Origin of the sequence: Algoriphagus halophilus (assembly GCF_900129785.1) — a bacterium.
GTDB lineage: Bacteria > Bacteroidota > Bacteroidia > Cytophagales > Cyclobacteriaceae > Algoriphagus > Algoriphagus halophilus.
On sequence record NZ_FSRC01000004.1, the window covers coordinates 378,822 to 394,990 of the forward strand.

Sequence of the window (16,169 nt, forward strand, 5' to 3'; positions counted from 1 at the left end):
CCCAATAATTACCCATGCTTACATCACTGAGTATTCAAAATTATGCCCTCATAGATCAACTGCTGATGAAACCCAGCAGTGGATTGAATATGATTACTGGGGAGACTGGTGCAGGTAAATCCATCATGCTTGGTGCTGTGGGTCTCCTTTTAGGAAATAGGGCAGATACCAAAGTCCTTCTTTTTGAAGACAAGAAATGTATCGTGGAAGGGGTATTTGAAATTGGAGAATATGGGCTAAATGAGTTTTTTGAGCAGCAGGATTTAGATTATGAATCTACCTGTATTATCAGAAGGGAAATCAGCCCCAGTGGAAAATCCCGTTCCTTTATTAATGATACGCCAGTTCTTCTCGATTTTCTGAAATTTCTGGGTTCGAAACTAATGGATGTGCATTCCCAGCATGATACCTTACAGCTAGGTTCTGGATCTTATCAACTCAGTTTGATTGATGCCTTTGCCCAAAGTAAAGCGGAATTAAGGGCTTACCAGGAGGACTTTAAAAAGTTTAAGAAGCTTCAAAAGGAATTTCAAGAGATTCAAAATAAAGCACAAGAGTTACAGAAAGAGGCTGATTTTAACCAATTTCAATTAGAGGAGCTAAGTAGCTTAAGCCTTCAGGAAGGGGAGCAGGATGAACTGGAATCCAGCCAAGAGGTACTGGAGAATGCGGAGGAAATCAAAATGAAAATCAATGAAATGCTAAATCTTTTTGAAGATGAGCAGTTCGGGATTATTCAGGGATTGACACAGGTGAAACATGGATTGGAATCTTTGGAAAAGCTAGCTCACAAGTTTGCTCCACTAAAAGAACGATTCCAAAGTCTATTCATTGATTTGAAGGATTTATCAGAAACCCTAAGTGATGAAGAAGCTGGGGTGGAAGTAGATTTTGACCGACTGGAGGAAACAAGAGATAGGCTAAGTAAGATTTATCAGCTTCAAAAGAAGCATGGCCTTCCTACTGTAGAGGATTTGATGGCATTGGAAAGGGAACTTGCAGATAAGGTTTTCCAATTTCAAAATTTGGACGAGACATTAGAGGCTGCTAAGAATAATTTAAAGCTGTCGGAAGAAGCTGTCCTGAAATCAGGAAAAGCATTAACCAAAAAGAGAAGTGCGTGCTTTGCTACATTTCAAAAAGAGATGGAAGCACTTTTGGTGGAGTTGGGAATGGAAAATTCAAAACTTCAAGTCGAGTTAAACTCGATCGCCCCAACTTCCAATGGGATGGATGAGGTCGAGTTATTGTTTTCCGCAAATAAAGGGACTTCCTTACAACCTCTTAAAAAAGTTGCCTCAGGAGGAGAGTTTTCAAGATTATTATTTGCCATTAAATACTTAATGGCAGATAAAATGGCGATGCCTACTTTAATCTTTGATGAAATTGATACAGGGATATCAGGGGAGGTTGCCCTACAGATGGTGAGAATGATGAAAGAAATTTCTGGGAGGCACCAAGTGATTTGCATTACCCATTTGCCTCAAGTGGCAGGAAAAGGCGATGTTCATTATTTCGTTTACAAGGATAATTCTTCTCATAAAACCATCAGTAAAATCAAGGAATTAAGTGCTGATGAAAGGGTTTTGGAGCTTGCCAAGATGATTGGTGGGGCGAATCCGAGTGACTCTGCGTTGAAGAGTGCCAAGGAGCTATTAAGGGTATAAGAGATAGTAAGCGCTATACAGTAGGGACTGAATGCCAAATTTTCTCTATTTTTACGCATATTTTTGAAATTAATCCAATAGTATATATGCCAGAAAATTTGCTGAAAGGAAAGCTAGGTATCATCACTGGTGCCCTAGACGAGAATTCCATTGCATGGAAGACTGCTCTTAAAGCTAAAGAACAGGGAGCTCGATTTGTATTGACCAATGCACCAATTGCTATGAGAATGGGTGCCATCAATGATCTCGCAAAAGAATGTGATACCATTGTTATTCCTGCTGATGCCACTAGTGTAGAAGATATTGAGAAGCTCTACACCGAGGCAAAAGAATATTTGGGAGGTGACTTTGATTTCATTTTACATTCTATCGGAATGTCTCCTAATATTAGAAAAGGTCGCTCTTATGGTGATTTGAATTATGATTGGGCGATGAAGTCTTATGATGTTTCTGCTATTTCTTTCCATAAGATGATGCATGTAGCGGAAAAAATGGATGTAATGAAAGAATGGGGTTCCATCGTGGGGCTCTCTTATATTGCAGCACAAAGAGTTTTCCCTTTCTACACGGATATGGCAGATGCCAAATCTCTTCTAGAAAGCATAGCGAGAGGTTATGGTTATAGATTCGGAAAATTGAAAAATGTTCGTGTCAATACCATTTCTCAGTCTCCTACCAAAACCACTGCTGGTACAGGAATTGGAGGTTTTGACTCTTTCTATAATTTTGCGGATGCTTTGTCTCCATTAGGAAATGCTTCAGCAGAAAGCTGTGCAGATTATATTGTAACCATGTTCTCAGATTTGACTAGAATGGTAACGATGCAAAACCTGTTTCATGATGGAGGATATTCGTTCACTGGAATTTCTGAAGAGATCATGGAAAAATTCAAAGATCTTTAAGTAAGAGGAAGTTTATAGAAAAAGCCTTTTGGGAAACCAAAAGGCTTTTTTAGTATAAAGCTGTTCATCTAAAACTGATTTTTTGTTCTTGCATTTTGCATTATCTTATTGCTCGTTATTAATTAAACCATCAACCATGAAAAAATCTTTACTACTAATTGCATTTTTCTGTGCCATGATCTCGGCATCAGTTTATGCACAAATTGAACCTGCTCCAGAACGGACAGAGGGTGACGGACAATATGGTCGCCTTATTTTACGCGGGGTCACCTTAATAGATGGTACTGGGGCACCCCCAATTGGCCCAGTCGATATTGTGGTAGAGAAAAATAAGATTGCCCAAATCCAAGTCGTTGGTTATCCAGGCCTACCAATAAATGAAAACAGAAGGCCAAAAGCTGGAGAGAATGATAAAGAATATGACTTGGAAGGTCATTATTTAATGCCAGGTTTTGTGGACTCTCATGCGCATATTGGCGGCAGGGGGCAAGGTACGCCTGCAGAATATGTATTTAAACTTTGGCTTGCTCACGGGGTCACCACCATTCGAGACCCTTCTACAGGGAATGGTTTAGATTGGGTGTTGGACCAAAAAGAAAAATCTGCAGCGAACGAGATTACTGCACCTAGGATTTTGGCATACACTGCTTTTGGTCAAGGAGCTGAAAGTACAATTACAAACGCAGAAGAAGCCAAAGCATGGGTGAATTCCAATAAAGCAAAAGGTGCTGACGGAATTAAATTTTTTGGGGCAAAGCCAGGAGTAATGCAAGCTGCCATTTCCGAGAATAAAAGAATTGGATTACGATCTGCCATGCACCATGCACAAGTGGATGTAGCAAGATGGAATGTATTAAATTCTGCTAGAGCTGGACTTACTTCCATGGAACATTGGTATGGACTTCCTGAGGCATTGTTTTCTGATAGGACAGTTCAGGATTTCCCTGTTGAATATAACTATCAAAATGAGCAGCATAGATTTTCTGAAGCTGGGAAGCTTTGGGAACAGGCAGCTGAACCGTATTCAGAACACTGGAATAACGTAATGAATGAACTGTTGGAGTTGGATTTTACATTGGACCCTACCTTCAATATTTATGAAGCGAACCGTGATTTAATGCGAGCTCAGAGAGCAGAATGGCATGAGACCTATACACTTCCTTCTCTTTGGAAATTTTACGAACCTAGCAGACAATCCCATGGGTCTTATTGGTTTGATTGGACCACTGCCATGGAAATCCAATGGAAGAAGAACTATAGGCTTTGGATGACCTTTGTAAATGAATACAAAAACCGTGGAGGCAGAGTTACTGCAGGATCTGATTCTGGATTTATTTACCAATTGTATGGATTTGCTTATATCCGAGAGTTGGAGTTGCTTCAGGAAGCAGGCTTTCATCCATTGGAAGTGATCCGATCAGCTACTATGTATGGTGCGGAATTGATGGGAATGGAGAAAGAAATCGGAACAGTGGAGGTTGGAAAATTAGCTGATTTCGTAATTGTAGAAGAGAATCCACTTCAAAATTTGAAGGTCCTTTATGGAACTGGTGCCATCAGAATCGATGAAAACAACAAAGCAATTAGAGTAGGCGGAGTGAAGTACACTGTCAAAGATGGGATTGTTTATGATGCCAAAAAGCTGTTGGAAGATGTGAAAAATATGGTGGATAAGGCAAAAGCTGAAGAAGGAAGCACACCAATTCATCAGCCAGGATTGGACTGGTAATCAAAAATTTGTAAAACCTAGTGCCGGGGTATGCTGTTATATCAATTACAGTATATCCCGGTTCATTTTTAATACTAAAAACGATGCCCCATATTAAAGTAAATGAAGTCACTTTATTTTATTCTGATCAAGGCGTAGGAGACGAGACCATTGTTTTTTCACATGGACTCCTTTGGAGCCATAAAATGTTTGCAGAGCAAATAGAGTTTTTGAGTGCAAGGTTTAGAGTGATTTCCTATGATCATAGAGGGCAAGGGGAGAGCGAAGTTAAAGGTCCTTATGATATGGATACCTTAACCAATGATGCATTTCTTTTAATAAAATCACTATGTAAGGGACCAGTGCATTTTGCAGGATTATCCATGGGAGGATTCGTGGGAATGAGATTAGCTGCAAGGCATCCGGAAATAGTGAAAAGTTTGATATTGATGGAAACTTCAGCCAATTCAGAGCCGGTTGAAAATATACCCAAATACAAGACCCTGAATGGAATAGTGAAGTGGTTTGGAGTCCTTGGCCCAGTGGCAAACAAGGTAATGCCCATTATGTTTGCAGAAAGCTGGCTGACCAATCCTTTGAATAAGGACAAAGTGGATTTCTGGAAGAAAGAAATGATGTCTAACAAAAGATCCATCACTGGACCCGTTGATGGAGTGATTTATAGAAAGGGAATTGAAGAGGAACTCAAATTTATTTCTTGCCCCACGATGGTAATTGTAGGGGATGAGGATATTGCCACCAAACCTGTTAAGGCGAAGTTTATTCAGATGGGGATTGCTAATGCAAAGTTGCACCGAATACCAGGTGCTGGGCATAGCAGCTGTATTGAAAAGCCCAGAGAGGTTAATCGGTTGATCGGGGATTGGTTAATAGAAAATAGTTAATTCGAAAAAATAATTTTTTACATCCGCCAAGAAATCCCTTAATACAGCCTATAAAGCTTGTTTTCTGAAAAAAACAATGCAATTCGAAATATTTTTTTTGAATTTTTGAAACCTTTTGATACATTTAAATGTATATACATTAAATACAATTGCAAAGAAATGGTGAAGATAGAAGAAGCAATACAGCAGAAAGAGTTTAAAGATCCTTTCAATAAGGCTGTAGTGAATTTATTGTATACCCATAGTTATTTGGTGACAAGCCAAAATGCGCTATTCAAGCCATATGGTATTTCACCTGAGCAATATAATGTGTTGAGGATTTTAAGAGGCCAAAATGGAGTGCCTACTACGGTTTCATCAATTCAGGACAGAATGTTGAATAAGATGTCTAACGCCTCCAGATTAGTTGAAAAACTGAAAGTAAAAGGTTTAGTAAAACGTTCCGAGTGTCCAAATGATCGAAGACAGGTAGATGTTTTGATTACTGAAAAGGGTTTGGAACTACTTGCTGAATTACAAATTCGAGTGGAAAAAGGCAATATAGACTTTGTTCATTTGAATTTGGATGAAGTGAATAAGCTAAATGAATTGCTGGATAAATTGCGTGGCTAAAAAAATTTGATTATATATATGTATAGACATATAATGTGGCAACCTAAAAATAATACAACAACTTAAACAAAAACAATTATGGCAACTACTAAATGGATTATCGACCCTACACACTCTGAAGTTTCATTCAAAGTAAAACACTTGGTGATTTCAACAGTGACAGGATATTTTAGAAAGTTTGAAGGAAGCGCAGAAAGTGCATCTGATAGTTTTGAAGGTGCAACGGTTTCTTTTTCAGCTGATATTGACAGCATTGACACCAACCAAACTGATCGTGACAATCATTTGAAGTCTGCAGATTTCTTTGATGCAGCAAATCATCCTAAATTGACATTCACAGGAAAAATCTCTCAAATTGATGGTGATTACAAATTGATTGGCGACTTAACGATGAGAGAAACTACCAAGCAAGTAGAATTGGATGTTGATTTTGGAGGAGTAGCTGGAGATCCTTACGGACAAACTAAAGCTGGATTTGAAATTGAAGGAAAAGTTAATAGAAAAGAATTTGGACTAGCTTGGTCTGCAGTGACTGAAGCTGGATCTGTTGTCGTAAGTGATCAGGTAAAATTGATCCTTAGCGTACAGCTTGTTAAGCAAGAGCAAGAAGTTTTGGCTGACTAAGCCATTTAATAACTACCACCAATGATCGAGCTAAAAGGGTTTGCCCTTTTAGCTTGATTTTATAAACTTTACCCAATACAACCATGAAACCATTAATCAGCGGAATACACCATATCACAGCAATCGCTGGAAATCCTCAAGCCAATATTGATTTTTACTCTGGTATTTTAGGATTGAGGTTGGTGAAGAAGACCATCAATTTTGATGCGCCTGATGTATATCATTTCTATTTTGGAGATGAGCTGGGGCAACCTGGTACGGTGTTCACTACTTTTCCTTTTACGGGAGCTAGAAAAGGAGTGAAAGGAACAGGTGAATTGACTTATACTGCATTTTCAATTCCAAAAGGATCCTTAGATTATTGGATAGAAAGGTTAAAAAAGTTTGGGGTTCCGGTTTCTGATAAATTAACCCGGTTTGGTCATGAATTGATCAGGTTTGAAGACCATGATAGCATGGGAATAGAGCTTATAGCTAATGACCAAGACGATAGAGCTGGATGGACCTATGGTCAAATCCCTTTGGAACATAGTATCAAAGGCTTTTATGGAGCTACATTGAATCTTCGATCCAAAGAATTGACAGCACAACTTTTGACCAATCATATGGATTACCATTTTATAGGTCAAGAAGGGGATCGATATCGATATGGAACAGAAGGAAAACCAGGAGATATAGTAGATATAGTGGTGAATCCTAATGGGCACAGAGGTATGCAAAGTGCTGGAACAGTCCATCATATTGCTTTCAGAACTGCGAATAAATCAACTCAATTGGAAGTTCAGAGGATTCTAATGGATAATGGATATCAGGTGACTGAGGTGAAAGATAGAAATTACTTCAACTCCATCTATTTCAGAGAACCAGGAGGAGTTTTATTTGAGGTAGCGACGGATGAGCCAGGCTTCGCAATAGATGAGGACGAAGCACATTTGGGAGAATTGATCAAATTACCTGAATGGGCTGAGCCAAGTAGAAAAGAAATTGAGAAGAATTTAATTCCGGTCACTTTAAAAACGGAGGATTATGCCTGAGGTAAAAACTGCAGGATTGCCAATAGGGAAAGCCCAAAAAGCTGCCATATTAATTCATGGTAGAGGAGCGTCTGCCTCAAGTATATTGTCACTTAGTAATTACCTAAACTTAGATGATTTTGCTTTGTTGGCTCCTCAAGCTGAAGGAAATACTTGGTACCCTTATAGTTTTATGGCTCCAGACCTACAGAACAGGACAGCTCTTGAAAAATCAATTTCTACCTTGCAGTTTTCCTGGGATCAGATAATTTCAGCAGGCATTAAACCCGAGAATATTTACCTGATCGGCTTTTCCCAAGGTGCATGCTTAAGTTTAGAATTTGCATCCAGAAATGCCCAAAAGCTAGGAGGTGTGATTGCCTTTACCGGAGGCCTGATCGGAGAAAAGTTACTTCCTGAAAAGTACAAAGGTGATTTCCAAGGAACCCCGATCTTTATTGGGAGTAGTGATCGAGACTTTCATGTTCCTGCTACTCGAATAAAAGAATCGGCAGAATTAATGAAAAAAATTGGAGCAGATGTTAAAACCTTGCTCTTTGATGATCCAGAACATACAATTCGTCAAGAAGAGATTGAATGGGTCAATAAAAATATTTTAATGTGATTTTCTTATGGAAAAAATCCCCGACTCTGACGGGGATTTTTTTTTAATACGAATAGGTTACCTGCGAACCGTTTTCTGGGTCCAGTTCTACTTGGGCATAAACTCCAATCTCTTGTTGCAATTCTTCCACATGGGAAATAATCCCCACAATTCTGTTTTCATGCCGCAAAGATTTCAAGGTTTCGAAAACCACCCGTAATGCATTTCTATCCAATGCACCAAAGCCTTCATCCAAGAAAAAGAAACTTTGATCTGCTTGGTTTAAGGCCTTTACTTTTTCTGCCAATGCCAATGCCAAGCATAAGGAAGCCTGAAATGTCTGGCCACCAGAGAGAGTTTTAAGTAGTCTCCTTCTTCCCCCGTTGAGGTAATCAATCACCCAAAATGTATTGTCATCATCTATTTCTAGACTCATACTGTTTTTACAGAGTTTCATGAATCTCACATTGGCAGTATTGCATAGCTCCTTGAGATAAATGGAGCTGACAAATTTTACGAAACCGCTGCCCTTGAATAATTTTTCTAACTCTTTTAGATTGCTTTCTCGGTTTTCTAATTTTCCAAAAGTCTCTAATAAGGACTTCTTGTTTTCGAGTTGGGCCTCTATGGTTTTAATTTCTTCCGACAATAGCAACAAGCTGTTTTGTGCAGCTTCTACTTTGGATTTTAATTCTAGAACAGAATTCTTTAAGTTCAAGAAGCTTTCTTCTTCAAATTCCAGCACCCCTTTTTCTGCCCTAAGTTCTTTGACTCGGTCTTCATTAATAGCGATTTTCTTATCGAAATTTTGAATTTCTAAATCTACTTTTTCTGCATCCAATGAATGCTCAAACAACCGAATCAATACTTCATCATCTCTAAAACCATGACTTTCTTTTAGCTTCTCCAACTCTTTGAGGAGTTTTTCCAGTTTGATGGCAGCTTCTTCTTTGAGCAGCTTAAAATTCTTCAGGCTACTAAGATTGGAGGCTTGAGCTTCCCGTTTTTCCCGAAGAGCCTTTTGCTTTCCGTCCAAAAGTTGGAGTGCCTGCTCAATATCCTGCTCAACATTTTCGATGGTGGAATAAATTTCTTCCACTTGTTTACTATAGAAGGGTTTGCAAAAAGTGGGATCTTTGATCTCTTCTTTTTTTGAAGAAATTGCTGAATAAACCGTATTTTGATTGAGTTGAGCTGTTTGAAAGGCTTTTTCAATTTCACCTAATTCCATTCTCTTTTCGTTCCAAGATTGACGCTTAGATTTAATTTCAGAAAGCATTTTTTCTTTGGTCTTTCCTGCGTGGATCATGGAGTCCACTTTGGCTTTTAACTCTTTTTCGTTTTGGATTCCATAATTTGAAATCAAACGATGAATATCCTCCAAAGCTTTATTGAGTTTCTCTAATTCGCCTTCTTTGAATTGAATGTTTTTTTGGTGGTTTTCTAAATGGATTTGATTCTCTTTCTCCTTTTGCATTAAGGTGAGTATCGTCTCCAGTTTGTTTTTTTCTTGGTTTATTTCCTCGTTTTTAAGTTTAAGCTCTGCCTTCTCAGTCTCGGTTTTCAATGGGTTTGGATGCTCCAATGATCCACAAAGTGGACAGGGACTTCCATCTTCCAACATATGTGCATGAGCAGTCAATCCTTGTTTTTGAAGGATCTTGTCTCGCTGACCTTCGAGTTCCAGAATTAATTTCTTTTGGCCTTTTTGCCAAGTCTCAAGATTTTTTTCAGAGGAAGGTATTCGAGCCAGGATTTGCTTTAAGTCGTTTTCAACGGAAGTGATTTCCTCCTTCAGTTGATCTCGATCCTGAACTAGGTTCTTTTTATCTTTTTCCCAAGACGCCCAATCCCTTGAAGCAGTTTGGAGTTCGGACAACTCACTTACCTCTGGACTTGCCAGTGTTTCAGCTTGTTTCTCCAATGCGGAAATTTGGGATTCTAAATGATCCTGGGATGCACGCCTACTTTCAATGTCTGGTTTCAAGGTTTCCAGTTTTTGGTTTGCCTCTTCCAGTCTAACCTGAAGCTGTTTGATTTCCAGAACTTTTTTTAAGTCTCTAATTTTGGCTTCCCTTTGAGGCCTTTCTTGGTTTTTCTTTTTTAGCTTGGTCTCTTGTTCCTCCAATTCCTCAATTTCTCCTTCGTAACGAGTTTTAAATCGTTCACAATCGATGACACTGGTGGTGTATTTTTCAAGTTCCTTTTTGGTATCCTGAATCTGGTCCCAAATGGGTTTGATGTAGGTCTTAGCAGTGATAAATTCCTTATGTATTTTTCTCTTTTCCTCGATCTCAGGTTTTCTAAGCAAAAGCTCCTGATAGGTTTGTTCAAACTGCCGAAGTTGCAAAGCCTTTTGTTGAATTACCTCCTCTAGTTTTAGTTTAGTTTCTTCCTGTTGAAGTTTTTGAGTCAGTTCATCCACTTCTTTTTTCTGTGATTGATGGAGGACTGATTTTTCTTTGAGAATTTCAGAAGTATAACCTTCCAATCCCGAAAGCTGGGTTTCTAATCTGATTTTTTCTTCCCGAACCACTTTTAAAAGCGATCCGGTTTTAGCTGAAAGATCAAATCGTTCTAACCCAAACAACTCTTTCATCATTTCCGCTCTAGGGCCCGGAGTCAGGTCAATAAATTCCCTAAACTTTCCCTGAGGGATAATCACCGTCTGCTTGAAATGCTCTTTTTTCATGCCGATAATTTCCTCGGCTCTTAATGAAACCGGTTCCCAGTTTCCTGCTACCTTCTCATAAAACGTATGTTCGGCGGGTTTTACTTCCTCAAATCTTTTTGGGTTTCTTTTAGCTGAATACCTTCCTAAATAGCTTTGGGAATTATTCTTTCCAGACTGAAACTCAAAATTGATCAATAAGGCTTCACTTTGAAGATTGAGCATGGAGTTTTTCTCCCCTCGATCTGAAAGCCTTTCAGTACTGCCATAAAGAGCTAGAAGAATCGCTTCCAAAATAGAGGACTTACCACTACCAACCGCACCAAAAATCCCAAATAATCCCGCTGCTGTCAACTGATCAAACTCTATGGTTTGCTTTTCTTTATAGGAGTAAAGTCCTTGTATTTCCAGTTTAATGGGGATCATAATTCGTTGTTTTGGCTTATCACTTCTCTAAAAATCTCCATCAATTCCTCATTAGGTTCTTGTCCTTTTTCACTTTGGTAAAAAAGCTGAAATAAACTACTCATGTCTTTTCCAAGATCCTCTACCTTCAAACTATAATTCTCTTGACCTGATTGATTTTTGATCTGGGGTATCAGGTTGACAATACCATCGTGTGATTTCATTATGGCTTTTCTGGTTGCTGCATCGATGGAGTGCTCAGTGATATAGGTGATTTCTACAAAACAATAAGGATTTGCCTCCAGCCAAGAAATGGTGTCTGGTAGATTTTCAAATGTCTTTCTATATAAAGGTCTTCCTTGGGTCAGCCCAATCGCTTTGTATTGAACCTGCTGGTTGGGCACCGCTTCCAGAATTACCACCTTCTTTTCCTGATCTGCTTCACTGAAAGAATACGCTAGTGGTGAACTGGCATAAACGACAGGCATGGGATCTTTGCTAACGGCATGATAGCGATGCAGGTGTCCCAAGGCTGCATATTGAATCTGGGAGGGGATGTTTTTGGTATATAGAGCCTGAGTTCCTCCTACATGAAGAATGGGTCTTTCTGATTCTGGTTCGGCTTCGGGTTTTTCGCCTTCCTTCATAAAAAAGAAATGACCGAGAAATAGGTTTACCCCCTTTTCATCACAATAGGAATTTGCAATGTCCTGCCATTTATTCTGAAGGTTTTGCCTGAATTCCTCCTCTCTGTCGCCTTCTCCCAAATATGTTTTCAATAAAGACTCATTGGCATAAGGAGCCAAAACAAGCCGGATTGGAAATTCAAATTTAGGTAGCTTTAACTCCAGAAAGCCTGAAGTGGACTGGGTAATTTCAATTCCGGAATCTAAAATACCTGTAGGAATAATGCTGTCATATCTGGAGTAAAACAGGATACCTAGTTCTCTTGCCAAAGGATCTGGCGCTTCTACAAATTGGGTGCTGTCATGATTTCCGGAAATGGCAATGACCGGCCTATCTCCGTTTTTAGAAAGTTTTCGAAGTGTTTTATAGAGTAATTCAACTGCTTCATGGTTGGGGTTAAAGGTGTCGAAGATATCCCCAGCCAATAGGACCAAGTCTACATGTTCCTGATCTGCGATTTGGATTATTTCTTCTAAAACGAGCTTCTGTTCATCAATTCTAGAGAACTCCTGAAGTCTTTTGCCTAGATGCCAATCGGCTGTATGTAAGATTTTGATCATGGATGATTGGAAAAAGAAAAAAACTAAGTTAATCTTATGTAGTGCTGCTTGCAAACTAAATAAAATCAATGACAGCAATTGGCATTTTTATTGACTAGCACTTTTCGATGAAATTTGACTACCTAAGAAAGTGGATGTTCCTGGTTTTTGGTCTCTTGGCTGTTTCTTTTGCAGAAGCTTCTACCCAAGGAGATTCTCTCTTGATTCAAGAGGGAGTGGCTAGCTTTTATGGTAAACGGTTTCATCTTAGAAAGACTTCAAATGGGGAGATTTTTCATATGGACAGCCTGACAGCAGCTCATAAAACCTTACCCTTTGGAACGGTATTGAAAGTGACTCGAGTAGATACAGGAACTTCGGTATGGGTGAAGGTAAATGACCGACTTCCTAAATACTCCAAGAGGATTATCGATCTTTCACAGGCAGCGGCTAGTGAACTGGATATGATTCATGATGGTATTACGATGGTAAAATTAGAAGTGATTGAGCCCGAGGTGATTGAGATTCTCATCGATTATTATGGAGAAGAGAAGCCTCTAAGTATTCGCCTTCGGCCCATTGCCTTTGCAATAAATTATACTAAGCCAAGTCCAGATTGGAGTTTGGTAAAGCATCCAGCTGCTTTTTTCCCTTAAGATAAATGGAATAACTAAAACTCAATTTTTTGTTAATACTCTTGTTTCTTTAGTTGAGGGGGGTATATTTAAACGAAAAATAAAGGTTACCGGTAAGTTAAGTTTTTTAGGGTATGTTTTCCTCCCTGCATAGTGCAAAAGGAGATTTTAATTTTTGTTAATATGAAAAAAATAGTTTTGAGTTTGTTTTTCATTGGAGCAGTTTCTATTGCAAATGCGGGTTGTTTTCAAGCGGTTCGAAAATGCGATGGTACTTGGACTGCATATAATTGTATCGCTGACGCAACGAGTTCCCAGTGCTCAGCATATTATTGTTATTCTTGTCCTGGAGGGCCTCCTTCAGAACAGTAATGATGTTTTCAAGCCTAGAATATTCTAGGCTTGAATTTTAAATAATAATTAATGGATAAGTATAAATTTATTTTTAGTCTATTATTTGCAATAATAGGTTGCTCAACAAAAAATACTGTTGATCATGATGTTGTTTTGACTTCTATTCCTGTTTACGAATCAAATTTGGAGATTACAGACGCTATACTTTTAGAAACTAACCATTCGAATTTATTGGGAACATCACTAGAAGTGAAGTTTAATAATGAGTTTTTTTGGATTTTAGATCTTGATAACAGAGACGGAATTCATGGTTTCAATAAATTAGGTCGCTATCATGGTTTGGTAGCTCTAGTAGGAGAAGAACCAGGGAAGGTTTCTGGTATATCAGATTTTCTGATAGGTGATAATGGAATTGAAACCCTTACATCTTTGGGAGATAGAGTTGCCATAACTTCTTTTTCATACGCTAATAATTTAAAGTTTGAAATTGAGTTACCATACAATTGTTACTCTTTTGAAAAAGAGGGAAATGATTATTGGATTTATTCAGGATACAACAAAGTTGCGGGAGAAAAAAGACTAAAATTAGTTTCAAATAAAGGAGAACTGAAACAAGATTACCTTCAAAATAACTTTAATGATGCTCTGTTGCCTTTTGTCGAACCTTCTTTTTTTAAATTGAAAGAGGGGATATTATTCAAAGAGGCTTTAAGTCCATTAGTATACAGTTTAGATAGATCAAAACTTGAAGTTAGGTATAATTTTGATTTTGGAAGATTCCAAACGCCCATAGAATTTTGGCAATTAGATCCGTTTGAGGGGTTTGAAATGCTTAATAAAAATGGTTTTGCTACAATTAACTATGTTTCTGAGAGTTCAGATTATTTTTTAGTTGAAATATTAATTCAAACAGGTTTCAACACATCAAAAGAATTACTACTTAATAAAAAATCAAACGGAAACTGGATTAAGCTATTAATTACGGAAGATGATAATGGGTATTTTTATAATCCTATTGGAATTGAGGGGGATAAGGTAATTTTTATTAGTTATGCTCCATACATAGTGAGAAATTTTTCTAAGCTAAATATGTCCACACAAGCAGAAAAGGAATTGTCAAAACTGAAGGAAGAAAGTAATCATGCGATACTTTACGTACAAATCCCTGAGATTTAACCTGAAAGGTTTTATTGTAATAATTTTTATCCTTTGTTTATCAAGTTGCCAAGCTGATAGAAATAAGGAGATTATTCATTTTAGAGAAGGGGAAATTATTAACCCTTTAAACTTGGTAAGATTTAATGAGGGGATTTATGATTCAGAAAATCAGGTTGTTATATATTTTGAGGGGTTGGGTGAATATTCAATACTTAATTTGAATTGGAGCAAGTTCATAAAGGAAAATGAGGACGTAAAGTTTATTTTCTATTATTCGGGATCATATTTGGATGAATTAAAAAATGTTTTGGTTGAAAGTGAATTTCCCATGCCAATGGTATATGATCCAGAGAAAGTTTTTTACAAGAATAATATTAAAGAAGAACTCACATTTATCTCATTTTTGGTTAAAAAAAACAAGATTGTTGGTATGTCCAATCCTTCTATCCCAAACTTTCAGAAAAAGCTAGATGAGCTGAAAAGATTATAACAAATTAAATTGATCTTTAATGATTTGCAGATTCTGATTTTGACATTTATTAACAGCCCCTTGTGAAAAAACCTTTGAGATTGAATAATTTCTTAGTTTATTAAATTCGAAATTATTTAGCTCCATGATAAAGTTTAGATGTATTCTCCTAGGTTTTTTAGCTCTTTCATTTTTTTCATGTAAAAACGACGAAGAAAAAGTCGAAGAAGCTCCCACAGAATCTTTCCGAAATGAAGTTGCAGCCACCGAAGTTCGTGTGGCAATAGCGGAAGTGAAAAGCTTTGATTACCTCATCAATGCCATTGGCAAATTAGAGGCAGCAAGCCAGGTAACAGCTGTGATCGAACAAGCTGGTTTTTTGATCGAATTAAATGTGACAGAAGGCCAGTCAGTCGAAAAGGGTGAAGTGATCGCTCGTTTGGATCCTACTGAAGCTCAGTTGAGATTGGATAAAGCCGAAATTTCTCTTCGAAATGCTAACGCAGAATATGAGTCCATGAAATTGGGATATGAGACTATTTTTAATTCCGGAGACGAAGCACAAAAAAATGCAATTGAGGAACAGCTGAAAGCAAAGAGCGGTCTATTTATGGCAGAGGTAGAATTGAAAGAAGCCATGTTGAATAGAGCTAGATGTGAATTGAAAGCGCCCATTTCAGGGAAGATAGCGGATCTAAAATTCAAAGAAGGAAGCTTGGTCGGTGCCAATCAGGAACTTTGTGAGATTTTGGGCAGCAAGCAGATGATTTTAAAAGTTAAAGTCCTGGAATCAGATATTTCTCTAATCAGCCCTAATCAAAAAGCGGAAGTATACTCTATCTCCAATTCACAAAATACCATTGAAGGCCGAGTGATAGGAATCAATCCAAAAGTGGATGAAAATGGATTGGTTCAAGTTTCTGTAGCGATCAACTCTACCGCAAATTTATTACCCGGCATGAATGCCCGGGCAATCATACGGGCCCCACAAAATAATAGCTTGGTAGTACCCAAAGATGCGTTAGTTTATCGGTCTGGAAGGGCTGTAGTTTTCTCTATTGAAAATGAAGAATCCAAATGGAACTATGTGGAAGTAGGGAAAGACAATGGAGAGGAAGTAGAAATTTTAGAAGGCTTGGAGCCCAATAGCACGGTGATCACCTCAAATAATCTACAGCTGGCACATCAGGCACCTGTCCAAATTGTAAAAGATTAA

General features: G+C 38.1%; 14 protein-coding genes. 12 read left to right on the forward strand and 2 right to left on the reverse strand.

Translation table 11 applies throughout. From position 1 onward, the window contains the following. The first annotated feature begins 14 nt into the window (after positions 1-14). The 8 genes from recN (at position 15) to BUR11_RS20690 (ending at position 8,056) form a co-directional block, all read left to right on the forward strand. Complete coding sequence (gene recN / locus BUR11_RS20655) at positions 15-1,667, forward strand: DNA repair protein RecN (RefSeq protein ID WP_074226921.1); 1,653 nt, start codon at positions 15-17, stop codon at positions 1,665-1,667. Positions 1,668-1,753: 86 nt separating this feature from the next. Continuing rightward, positions 1,754-2,569 carry an enoyl-ACP reductase FabI gene (locus tag BUR11_RS20660; RefSeq protein WP_074226922.1) on the forward strand — a complete coding sequence of 272 codons (816 nt, stop codon included), beginning with the start codon at positions 1,754-1,756 and terminating at the stop codon, positions 2,567-2,569. 136 nt (positions 2,570-2,705) lie between these two features. After that, a complete protein-coding gene (locus BUR11_RS20665; protein ID WP_074226923.1) occupies positions 2,706-4,298 on the forward strand; it encodes an amidohydrolase family protein in 1,593 nt (530 codons plus the stop codon). Between the two features lie 83 nt (positions 4,299-4,381). Continuing rightward, positions 4,382-5,182 (forward strand): alpha/beta fold hydrolase, encoded by an 801-nt coding sequence (locus tag BUR11_RS20670; protein WP_074226924.1) that lies wholly within the window; start codon positions 4,382-4,384, stop codon positions 5,180-5,182. A 159-nt stretch (positions 5,183-5,341) separates the two neighbouring features. Then, positions 5,342-5,794, forward strand: a complete 453-nt coding sequence (locus BUR11_RS20675) for a MarR family winged helix-turn-helix transcriptional regulator (RefSeq protein ID WP_074226972.1) — start codon at positions 5,342-5,344, stop codon at positions 5,792-5,794. A 78-nt stretch (positions 5,795-5,872) separates the two neighbouring features. After that, complete coding sequence (locus tag BUR11_RS20680) at positions 5,873-6,418, forward strand: YceI family protein (RefSeq protein ID WP_074226925.1); 546 nt, start codon at positions 5,873-5,875, stop codon at positions 6,416-6,418. An 83-nt stretch (positions 6,419-6,501) separates the two neighbouring features. Beyond that, the gene (locus BUR11_RS20685) at positions 6,502-7,452 is read left to right on the forward strand and encodes a ring-cleaving dioxygenase (protein WP_074226926.1); all 951 of its coding nucleotides are present in this window, start codon (positions 6,502-6,504) and stop codon (positions 7,450-7,452) included. Then, entirely contained in the window at positions 7,445-8,056 is a 612-nt protein-coding gene (locus BUR11_RS20690) for an alpha/beta hydrolase (RefSeq protein ID WP_074226927.1), read from the forward strand. Before BUR11_RS20685 ends, BUR11_RS20690 begins: the two co-directional genes overlap by 8 nt. 43 nt (positions 8,057-8,099) lie before the next feature. On the opposite strand, the gene BUR11_RS20695 is transcribed toward BUR11_RS20690, so the two are convergent. Together BUR11_RS20695 and BUR11_RS20700 are read right to left on the reverse strand one after the other, a co-directional pair. Then, positions 8,100-11,132, reverse strand: a complete 3,033-nt coding sequence (locus BUR11_RS20695) for an AAA family ATPase (protein ID WP_074226928.1) — start codon at positions 11,130-11,132, stop codon at positions 8,100-8,102. After that, a complete protein-coding gene (locus tag BUR11_RS20700) occupies positions 11,129-12,358 on the reverse strand; it encodes a metallophosphoesterase family protein (protein WP_200800431.1) in 1,230 nt (409 codons plus the stop codon). Before BUR11_RS20700 ends, BUR11_RS20695 begins: the two co-directional genes overlap by 4 nt. 107 nt (positions 12,359-12,465) lie before the next feature. Here BUR11_RS20700 and BUR11_RS20705 point away from each other — a divergent pair, with 107 nt between their 5' ends. From BUR11_RS20705 to BUR11_RS20720, 4 genes are all read left to right on the forward strand, one after another. Next, positions 12,466-12,993, forward strand: coding sequence for a septal ring lytic transglycosylase RlpA family protein (locus tag BUR11_RS20705; protein ID WP_084561121.1), 528 nt, complete (start codon positions 12,466-12,468; stop codon positions 12,991-12,993). 402 nt (positions 12,994-13,395) lie between these two features. Next, positions 13,396-14,502, forward strand: a complete 1,107-nt coding sequence (locus BUR11_RS20710; RefSeq protein ID WP_074226929.1) for a 6-bladed beta-propeller — start codon at positions 13,396-13,398, stop codon at positions 14,500-14,502. A gap of 112 nt (positions 14,503-14,614) precedes the next feature. Then, positions 14,615-14,974 carry a hypothetical protein gene (locus tag BUR11_RS20715; protein ID WP_143186100.1) on the forward strand — a complete coding sequence of 120 codons (360 nt, stop codon included), beginning with the start codon at positions 14,615-14,617 and terminating at the stop codon, positions 14,972-14,974. A 124-nt stretch (positions 14,975-15,098) separates the two neighbouring features. After that, the gene (locus BUR11_RS20720; RefSeq protein ID WP_074226931.1) at positions 15,099-16,169 is read left to right on the forward strand and encodes an efflux RND transporter periplasmic adaptor subunit; all 1,071 of its coding nucleotides are present in this window, start codon (positions 15,099-15,101) and stop codon (positions 16,167-16,169) included.